General features: G+C 74.7%; 8 protein-coding genes. 3 read left to right on the top strand and 5 right to left on the bottom strand.

Features of this window, described 5'->3' with window-relative positions; genetic code table 11:
- Positions 1-37: 37 nt before the first annotated feature.
- The 4 genes from ACFT55_RS16620 to ACFT55_RS16605 all read right to left on the bottom strand — a co-directional run bounded on the left by ACFT55_RS16620 (position 38) and on the right by ACFT55_RS16605 (position 5548).
- Positions 38-583: an ATP/GTP-binding protein gene (locus tag ACFT55_RS16620; RefSeq protein ID WP_380244952.1), complete on the bottom strand. Its 546-nt coding sequence runs from the start codon at positions 581-583 to the stop codon at positions 38-40.
- Between the two features lie 352 nt (positions 584-935).
- Positions 936-1352 (bottom strand): DUF742 domain-containing protein, encoded by a 417-nt coding sequence (locus tag ACFT55_RS16615; RefSeq protein ID WP_380244951.1) that lies wholly within the window; start codon positions 1350-1352, stop codon positions 936-938.
- A gap of 10 nt (positions 1353-1362) precedes the next feature.
- On the bottom strand, positions 1363-1812 hold the full coding sequence (locus ACFT55_RS16610) for a roadblock/LC7 domain-containing protein (protein WP_380244950.1): 450 nt from the start codon (positions 1810-1812) through the stop codon (positions 1363-1365).
- 34 nt (positions 1813-1846) lie between these two features.
- On the bottom strand, positions 1847-5548 hold the full coding sequence (locus ACFT55_RS16605) for an ATP-binding protein (RefSeq protein WP_380244949.1): 3702 nt from the start codon (positions 5546-5548) through the stop codon (positions 1847-1849).
- A gap of 180 nt (positions 5549-5728) precedes the next feature.
- Between ACFT55_RS16605 and ACFT55_RS16600 the strand changes: the two genes are divergently transcribed.
- Positions 5729-6706 carry an NAD(P)H-quinone oxidoreductase gene (locus ACFT55_RS16600; RefSeq protein ID WP_380244948.1) on the top strand — a complete coding sequence of 326 codons (978 nt, stop codon included), beginning with the start codon at positions 5729-5731 and terminating at the stop codon, positions 6704-6706.
- Between the two features lie 37 nt (positions 6707-6743).
- Positions 6744-7340, top strand: a complete 597-nt coding sequence (locus tag ACFT55_RS16595) for a bacterial proteasome activator family protein (RefSeq protein ID WP_380244947.1) — start codon at positions 6744-6746, stop codon at positions 7338-7340.
- Between the two features lie 18 nt (positions 7341-7358).
- On the opposite strand, the gene ACFT55_RS16590 is transcribed toward ACFT55_RS16595, so the two are convergent.
- Complete coding sequence (locus ACFT55_RS16590; RefSeq protein WP_380244946.1) at positions 7359-8231, bottom strand: DMT family transporter; 873 nt, start codon at positions 8229-8231, stop codon at positions 7359-7361.
- Positions 8232-8431: 200 nt separating this feature from the next.
- Between ACFT55_RS16590 and ACFT55_RS16585 the strand changes: the two genes are divergently transcribed.
- Positions 8432-8884, top strand: a complete 453-nt coding sequence (locus tag ACFT55_RS16585; RefSeq protein ID WP_380244945.1) for a DUF805 domain-containing protein — start codon at positions 8432-8434, stop codon at positions 8882-8884.
- Positions 8885-8997: the final 113 nt, after the last annotated feature.

Here is an 8997-nt window from a genome sequence, read left to right as displayed (position 1 = left end):
AGCCGGGGCCGCGGGACGGCGGTCGGGACGGCGCTTGTCAGGCGGGGCCGCCACCCGAGCGCAGCTGCCTCATCGCGAGCTGCACGAGGGCGATGAGCGTCTGCTTCGTCGCGGCGCGCGACCGCGCGTCCGTGTAGAGCATCGGCACGTGCGCAGGGATCTGCAGCGCCTCGCGGACGTCCTCGAGACGGTGCTTGGCGACGCCGTCGAAGCAGTTCACCCCGACGACGAACGGCACGCCGCGCGACTCGAAGTAGTCGATCGCCGGGAAGCACTGCTCCAGCCGGTCGGTGTCGACGAGCACGACGGCACCGATGGCGCCGCGGATCAGGTCGTCCCACATGAACAGGAAGCGGTCCTGGCCCGGCGTGCCGAACAGGTAGAGCCAGAGGTTGCCCGGCAGGTTCACACGGCCGAAGTCCATCGCCACGGTCGTGGTGGTCTTCCGGTCGGAGACACCGCCGGCGTCGTCGACCCCCACCGAGTGCTCGGTCATCGCGGCCTCGGTGTTCAGCGGCTCGACGTCCGAGATGGAGCCGATGAACGTCGTCTTGCCGACGGCGAACCCGCCGGCCACGACGATCTTCGTGACGGTCGGCGCGGTGGACGGCTGTGCGGGGGCCGCCGCCGGGGCGGGCTGCGCCGGGGCGGAGGGTCCCTGCGCGGTCGCCGCCGGCTGGGCCGGCGCGGCGGCCGGAGCAGCCGCCGGGGCGGGAACCTGCTGGGCGACGGGGCGCGCCGTCGCAGCCGGCACCGAGGTGATCGGGCCCGGAGCCGCGTTCGCCGCCGGGGCGCCGCCCAGCACGCTCTGCCGCTGCGGGGCGCCGGCTGCCGCCGGAGCGCCGCCGGCCGTCGGAGCGCTCACCGCGCCGACCGTCTGGGAGACCGGCGCCCAGGCCGGGGACATCCCCCCGGACGCACCGGGCGTCGGGCTGTCAGAGGGCGGAAATGCCATTGAGAACACTCTCCAAGACGCTCAGAGACAGGCCCGAGTGGGAACTGCCGTGACCCGTGTGGACGTTCACCGGGGTCGAGGTGTGCACGGTGATGTGCCCCTCCTCCTGCATGTCCGCGACCAGGATGCGGACGACGCCGAGGGGCAGGCGCAGCAGCGCGGAGAGCTCCGCGATCGAGACGTACGTGTGCGCGGCGTGCTGCAGGATCGCCCGCTTCTCCGGGGTGAGGCCCATGCTCGTGACGGCGCCGGGCAGCACCTCGACCAACGCCTCGAGAGGCAGGTCGGACATGGCGGAACGGACGCGGCCGCCGGTGACCGCATAGGGACGCACCGTCGAGGCTTCGTAGCCGTCTGCCGAGTGCGCACCCAGAGAACCGAACGATCCGTGCGTCATGGTCGCGACCTCATCCCACCCGCGCGGAGCGCGTCGAACCGTCCACCGGAAGGTTGCCGCGCATCTCCGAGATCAGCTGCGGGGTGAGCGTGGCCTCGGTGCGGGAGACGAGCAGCGCCATCTCGTAGCCGATGAGGCCGATGTCGCAGGACGACTCGGCGACCACCGCGAGGACGGAGCCGTTGGAGACGTTCATCAGGAAGAGGAACCCGTTGTCCATCTCGATGACGGCCTGGCGCACGTTGCCGCCGTTGAGCTGGCGGGAGGCCCCGCGCGTCAGGCTGGACATGCCGGAGACGATCGCCGCGAGCTGGTCACCGCTGGTGCGGTCGAGCTGGTCGGACATCGCCATGAGCAGACCGTCCGCCGAGACCACCAGCGTGTGGCGGCTGCCCGGGACGGTGCGCACGAAGTTGTCGAGAAGCCACCCGAAGTTGGTCGCTTCAGTACTGAGGGTCACGCTTCCTCCTCGTCAAGTACGCCGAAGGCGCAGGTCACCGCTGCTGCGGCGCGGATCCAGGGACATCATTCACGGTGGGGGCGGGCGGCGTCGAGGCCCTGAAGGCTCCCGCGTCGTCACGACCGCGGCTGGTGGCCGACTGGAAGGCCGACAGCCGCGAGCGAAGCTGCTCCGGGTCCCGCTCGATCCGGGCCGTGAAGCGCTCGGCCGACGCCGAGGACTCCCCCGCCCGCTGGCGCCGCGCCAGGCCGCCCGACACGCTCGAGACCGTCGTCGGGCGGTACGTCTGCTCCTCGTTCGTCGAAGTCACGTTCCCTTCCTGGAAGACGCCGCGCTGCAGCATCGTGGACATCTCCTCGTACAGGACGGCCGAGGCCATCCACTCCGACCGAGCCTCGACCGTGTCGGGCACGAAGTGCGGGTCCAGCGGGTCGTTCCCGCCGGTCTCCGTCGGGCGCAGCGGCAGCACCGAGCCGCCGTACGACGTCGCCGCCGGCTCCTCGCGCGGCTCCGGCCGGGGGGCCTCGCGCGGCGCCTCGTACGCCGCCGGGGCGGCGTCGAACGGCGACGCGTCGTAGGGCGCCGGCTCGAACGGGGCCGGCTCGAACGGCGCCGGCTCCGCACGGGCGGCCTCCGGGGCGGTCCCCGTCGCCGCGGGGAACCGCGTCGCCACAGGAGCCGCGTCCTCGGAGGAGGGCTTGCGCCCGAACAGGCCACGCCGGCGACCCGCCTGCGCCGCCTCGTTCTCGCGCGCCGCGCGGCGCGTCGGCAGGTCGGAGATCAGGTCCTCGAACGCCGGGAGCTCCTGGAACGCGTCCTGGGCGGGGGCCGGCTCGTCACGCGGCGGCAGACCTGCCGCGGGCGTCACGGGGTCGAACGCCGAGGTAGCGGTCTCCGGCACCTCGCGCACGACCGGCTCGAACGCCGACGTCGCCGGGGCGGCGAACGCCGCGGGTGCGGCCTCCTGCGGCTCGGGGCGGGCCGGAGCCACTGGAGCCATCGGAGCCATCGGTGCCGCCGGCGCCGGGGCGGCGGCGGACGCGCGCGTGGGCAGGGCGACGACCGGCGAGACCTCGGTGGCCGGGCGGTACGGCTCGTGCGCCACGGGCTGCGGCGCAGGGGCGGGGACGGGCTCGGGCTCCGGCTGGGGCTCGTGCAGCGGCACGGCGACGTGCGCCGCCGGCTCCTCGTAGGCCACCGGGGCGAGCTCTCCCGGCAGTGCCGCCGGGTCCTCGGTGACGGCGTCGAGCTGCAGCGTGCTCTCGGTCTCCGAGGCGTCGATCGACCCCATCGACCGGAAGCTCGAGAACAGCCCCGCGCGCTGGTCGACGCCGAGGACCGGCGCGGACACGGCCTCGGGCTCGGCGGCGGCCGGCTCGGGCTCGGCGCGGTGCCGGCTCGGCAGCGAGGTCGCGGAGGCCTCGACGGCCGACGGCGGGCGCCAGGCGTCCGTCGTCGTGTCGTCCACGAGGTTCGGCAGGTTCGGCGTCGCGAGCGGCGGGAGCACGATCGGGCCGGTGTCGACGCCGGGCGAGGTCTCCGCGTGCGCGGCGTCGGAGCGCCGGCGGCGCGGCATGCCGATCGACGTCGTCCCGTCGGTGAGCGCGTCGAGGTCGACGGCCACGGCGGCGGGCGCCTCGGGCGCCGCGGGGAGCGCGGACCGGGCGGACGCGACCGCGGGGGTCGGCGTGGTGCGGGTGTCGTCGGCCGCCGAGCCGAACGCCGGGGCCGGCGTGGCTGGCACGGCCGGCGCGGCGGAGGGCTCCGCCGCGGCCGCCGGGACCGAGGCCACCGGCGCCGAGGCGGGAGGCTGGAGCGTGCCGAGGGACTGGCCGCTCAGGTCGGCGGCCGCGCTCTGCGTCGCCGCCTCCAGCGGGTCCGTGGGCTCGGGCAGCGGCAGCGCCTCGTCCGGCAGGAACAGGTCCGCCGGGAACAGGACGGTCACCTCGGTGCCGACGCCGCCGTCGCCCGCGCTGAACCCGACCCGCGCGTTGAGGCGGTCGGCCAGCCGGCCGACCACGTAGAGGCCGAGGCGCTGGGCACCCACGGCGTCCGACGCGGACCGGCTCGCGACCTTCGAGTTCGCGTCCGCGATCTCCTCCGGGCTCATCCCGAGCCCGTGGTCACGGACCGTGACGACCACACCGCGCTGGTCGCGCGCCGTCGTCACCTCGACCGGCGTGTGCGGCTCGGAGAACATCGTGGCGTTCTCGAGGAGCTCCGCCAGCAGGTGCGCGGCGCTCAACGCGTTGTGGCCGAGCATGTGCGGGTCGACGCCCAGGTTGAGGCGCACCCGGTCGTACAGCTCGATCTCGGAGGACGCCGTGCGGACGACGTCGGAGATGGGCATGGGGTTGCGCACGCGGCGCCCCGAGTCGATGCCCGCGAGCACCAGGAGCGACTCCGCGTTGCGGCGCATCCGGGTGGCGAGGTGGTCGAGGCGGAACAGGTTCGACAGGGTGGTCGGGTCCTCCTCGGACCGCTCCAGCTCGTCGAGGAAGGACAGCTGCCGGTTGAGCAGCACCTGGTCGCGCCGGGCCACGTTGACGAACATCTCGGCGATGGAGCCACGGAGGGCCGCCTGCTCGCGCGCGACGACCATCGTCGTCTCGTTGACCTCGTTGAACGCCGCCGCGAGGCGGCCGATCTCGTCGCTGGACTCCACGGGGACCTGGACGAGGTCGATCGACGGGCCCTGGCCGGGGACGGCCATCTGCTCGACCATGCGCGGCAGGCGGTCGCGCACGTCCGCCGTCGCGGAGGTGAGGCGGGCCAGCGGCTGCACGATGCGGCGGGCGATGAGCAGCGCGAGGAGGAACGACACGAGCACGACGCCGAACGCCGCCGCCCCGGTCAGCAGGGCGGCCGTCTGCGCGTCGTCCGCGAGGTCGTCCGAGTACGCGACGGTCGCGTCCCGGACCTCGTCGCGCACCGGCTGCGTCTGCGCGACCCAGCCCTGGGAGAGCTTGTTCCACTGCCCGGCCGCCTCGGTGTCGAGACCGGAGAGGTTCAGGTAGCGCAGCTGGAGCCGGAGCTGGGACAGGTCGTTCGCGTAGGCGGGCACCTCGTACCCGCCGGGGATCTGCTCGAGCTGCTCCTGGGCGTCGGTGCGCAGGGCGTCGGTCTGCTGCAGGGTGGTGACCATGCGGCCGTTGAGGTCGGCGGCCGGCGGCTCGCCCGCCTGGAGCGACGCCAGCACGGCGCCGGCGACGGGACGCTCCAGCGTGTTGGCGAGCATCGCCTCGTCGAGGGCCGTGTAGGCGTTGATGTGCCGGGTCAGGCCGGCGTCGGTGCCGCTCTGGGCCACCGAGCGCGGCACGTCCATCGCGTTCTCGCTGAGCGCCGTGTACTGCTCCGTGGCGCGCGCCTCCGTGAGCTGGCCGGAGATGACCTTGCGCTGGAGCTCGTCGAGCACGGTCCGGTCGCGCAGCGTGCGCGCCACGGCGTCCTGGACGTTCGTCGGCAGCGCGCTGACGTCGAGGACCTCGAGCGCCTCGTCGCGGGCGTCGAGGGCCCGGTCGGTGTCCTCCTGGGCCTTCACGAGCGCCTTCTTGGCACCCGGGATCCCCATCTCGGCCGCGATGTTCGTCGCGCGCTCGGCCGCCACGGCGGAGCCCGCCACGTCCTGCAGCTCGAGCGAGGCCATCAGCGCCGCCGTCTGCTCGGCGCTGCGGTTCTCCTGCAGCGACTGCCAGGTGATCCAGCCCGCCGTCAACGCCAGGACGAAGATCGGCACGGCGAGTGTCGCGAGAATCTTCCCGCGAACGCCCAACCTGCGGAGCATCTGAACCCTCTCCAACACTGTTCGTCGAGTGCGGGCGACCGTCGTCGTCCATGCCTCGGATGGGTGCCATCACGTCCGGCACCGCTCCGCGTGCCCGGCTGGGCTCCAGGTGCGCGAGTAGGCTCCATCGGTGTGCGAGCGGTCACGATATCGGCACCTGGCGGTCCAGGGAAACTCACCCTATCCCTCGTCAACCTGGACAAACCGGGCCCGGGTGAGGTCCTGGTCGACGTCGCTGCGGCGGGCGTCAACCGCGCTGACCTGCTCCAACGCGCCGGAAACTACCCCCCGCCGCCCGGCGCTCCCGAGTGGCCGGGCCTCGAGATCTCGGGTACGGTCCGCGCGCTCGGCCCCGGTGTGACCGGCTGGGCGCCCGGCGACCGCGTCGTCGCGCTGCTCGAGGGCGGGGGCTATGCGGAGCAGGTCGTGGTGCGCGCCGGCCAGCTGCTGCCCGTCCCCGACGGCGTCGACCTCGTCGACGCCGCGGGCCTCCCCGAGGCCGTGTGCACCGCGTGGACGAACCTCGTGGACACCGGTCACCTGCACGCCGGCGAGACCGTCCTGGTGCAGGGCGGGTCGGGTGGCGTCGGCAGCGTCGCGGTCCAGCTCGCGGCGGCCCTGGGGGCGCGCGTCGTCGCGACCGCCGGCGGCGCCGAGCGGGTGGCCCGCTGCGTCGCCCTCGGCGCGACGGTCGGCGTCGACCACCGGTCGCAGGACGTCGTCACCGCCGTGCGCGAGGCCACCGGCGGGCGGGGGGCCGACGTCGTGCTCGACGTGCTCGGCGGCGGCGGCCTCGCGGACAACGTCCGGGCGTTGGCGCCGGGTGGCCGCCTGGTCGTCATCGGCCTGCAGCAGGGCCGCCACGGCGAGCTGGACCTGTCGGCCCTCATGGCGAAGCGCGCCTGGGTGACCGGCACGACGCTCCGCTCCCGGTCGGCCGACGAGAAGGCCGCGCTGGTCGCCACCGTCTGCGAGCGCGTGTGGCCGCTGGTCGCCGACGGCCGCGTGCGTCCCGTCGTGCACGCCCGGCTGCCGCTGGCGGACGCCGCACGGGCGCACGAGCTGCTCGAGTCCGGGGAGCCCTTCGGCAAGGTCCTGCTCGTCCCCTGACCGGCCCGTGTCGGCCGGGTGGGCCACACTGGGGAGCATGACCGCGAGCGACGACGCCACCCGAGCCCCGTCCGACGCCGACCTCCCGCGGGTGGTCACCCCCGACGGGGAGCCCACCGCTCCCGACGCCGACGACGCGGACGCCCCGGAGGGCGCCGAGGTCGAGGAGTCGTCCCGCATCGAGGAACCGGCCAAGGTGATGCGCATCGGCGGCATGATCAAGCGGCTGCTGGACGAGGTGCGCGACGCTCCCCTCGACGACGCGGCCCGGACCCGCCTGGCCGAGATCCACGAGCGCTCCCTCACGGAGCTGGAGGACGGGCTCTCCCCCGACCTCGTCGAGGAGCTGCACCGCATCACGCTGCCGTTCTCCGACGACAGCGTCCCGTCGGACGCCGAGCTGCGGGTGGCGCAGGCGCAGCTGGTCGGCTGGCTCGAGGGCCTCTTCCACGGCATCCAGACGGCGCTCGTGGCGCAGCAGATGGCTGCGCAGGCGCAGCTCTCCCAGATGCGCCGGGCCCTGCCGCCGGGCGCTCACCCGACGCCGTTCGGCCCGGGCGGGTCGGCCGGCCCCGGGGACGGCCCGACCGGACCCGGCGACGACCGTCGCCCTTCCCCCGGCCAGTACCTGTAGGGCGCCGGGGGCGCGCCGTCAGCCGCGCGCGGTCATGACGATGGCGCCGGAGACGAGGGCGAGCCCCACCAGCTCGGGCCAGGTGGGGATCTGCCGCAGGACCACGGCACCGACGAGGACAGCGGTGGCGGGCAGCAGCGCCAGCATGACGGAGAAGGTCGCGGTGCCGACGCGCCGCAGCACCACCTGGTCGAGCACGTAGGGCACGACCGACGAGCACACCGCCACGACGAGCAGGAAGAGCAGCAGGGGGACGTCGGTCAGGACCTCCGGCGCCGACGACACGAAGAACGGGGCGAACGCCAGCGCACCGGCCACCATGCCGACCGCGAGGCCGTCGATCCCCGCTCCCGCGCCGGCGACGCGCTTGCCCAGCACGATGTATCCCGCCCAGCAGGCGGCTGCCGCGAGCACCGCGCCGAGGCCGACGACGGCGTCCTCCCGCGGGATCCCCGACCCGAGCGTGACGCCCGCGAGCAGCAGCACGCCTCCCGCCGCCACGGCGATCGCGGCGCGCTCCTGCCAGCCCCGGCCGGTGATCGCGGCGACCGCGACGGGGCCGAGGAACTCGATCGCGACCGCGACGCCGAGCGGGAGGTGGTCCACCGCGACGTAGAAGACCACGTTCATCGCCGCGAGCACGACGCCGAACAGCACCGCCGCGACGAGGTCGCGGCGCGACCAGCGCCGCCGCCACGGGCGCCGCCAGGCCACCAGGACCACCGCGGCCAGCACGATGCGCCACCAGCCCACGGCGGGGGCGCCGAGGCGCCCGAAGAGCCCCACCGCGACGGCCGCGCCGGCGTAGAGGGTGAGCCCCGAGACCACGAACAGGACGGGTGCCGGGACGCGGTCCAGGGGGCCGCGCGGCGGCGGCGCGGGGGTCGGCACCCAGGGAGCATACGGGCGCCGGGAGCGCACCGTGGGGGCTCGACGGGGAGTTCTCCCCACCGAGTATGTGGATGAGACGTGGACAAACCCTGGACGCGCCGTGCGTGCGCCCCCTACGCTCGCGGGGCCACCGGGGGCCAGCACGCACTCCGCGAGCGCCGGCATACGGACGCCCCCGCCGACGACCCAGTGAGGCCGCCATGTCGTTCCCGGACGCGATCAAGTCCGTCTTCTCGCAGTACGCCACGTTCACCGGCCGCGCGCGCCGCTCGGAGTTCTGGTTCTGGTACCTGTTCCTCGCCATCATCGGCGTCGTGGCGAGCATCGTGCTCGGCGTCGTTGCCGCCACCTCGGTGGACCCCGACACGGCGAGGATGGGCGCGGGGTTCACCGTCGCGACGTCCCTGTTCTCGCTCGTGTACCTGGCGGTCCTGCTGCCGACGCTGGCCGTCTCGGTGCGCCGCCTGCACGACCAGGACAAGTCCGGGTTCTTCTGGTTCCTGGGTCTCATCCCGTTCGTCGGCGGGATCATCATGATCGTGCTGTACGCGCAGCCCGGGACCATGGGCCCGAACCGCTTCGGCCCGGACCCGAAGGGCGTGCAGGCCGCGCCCGCGCCCTACGGCGTCCCCAGCGCCCCGCCGGCGGTCTGACGCACTGCACCAAGCACGACGACGGCGGCCCGGGCCCACGGCCCGGGCCGCGGGGGGGGGCCCGGCACCTGGCCCACGGGGGGGGGTGAGCCCGTGACCGGGCCCCGGCGCGT

This window comes from Isoptericola sp. NPDC057191, assembly GCF_042670225.1.
Taxonomy (GTDB): Bacteria; Actinomycetota; Actinomycetes; order Actinomycetales; family Cellulomonadaceae; genus Isoptericola.
This window is presented reverse-complemented; position numbering and strand designations above follow the sequence as displayed.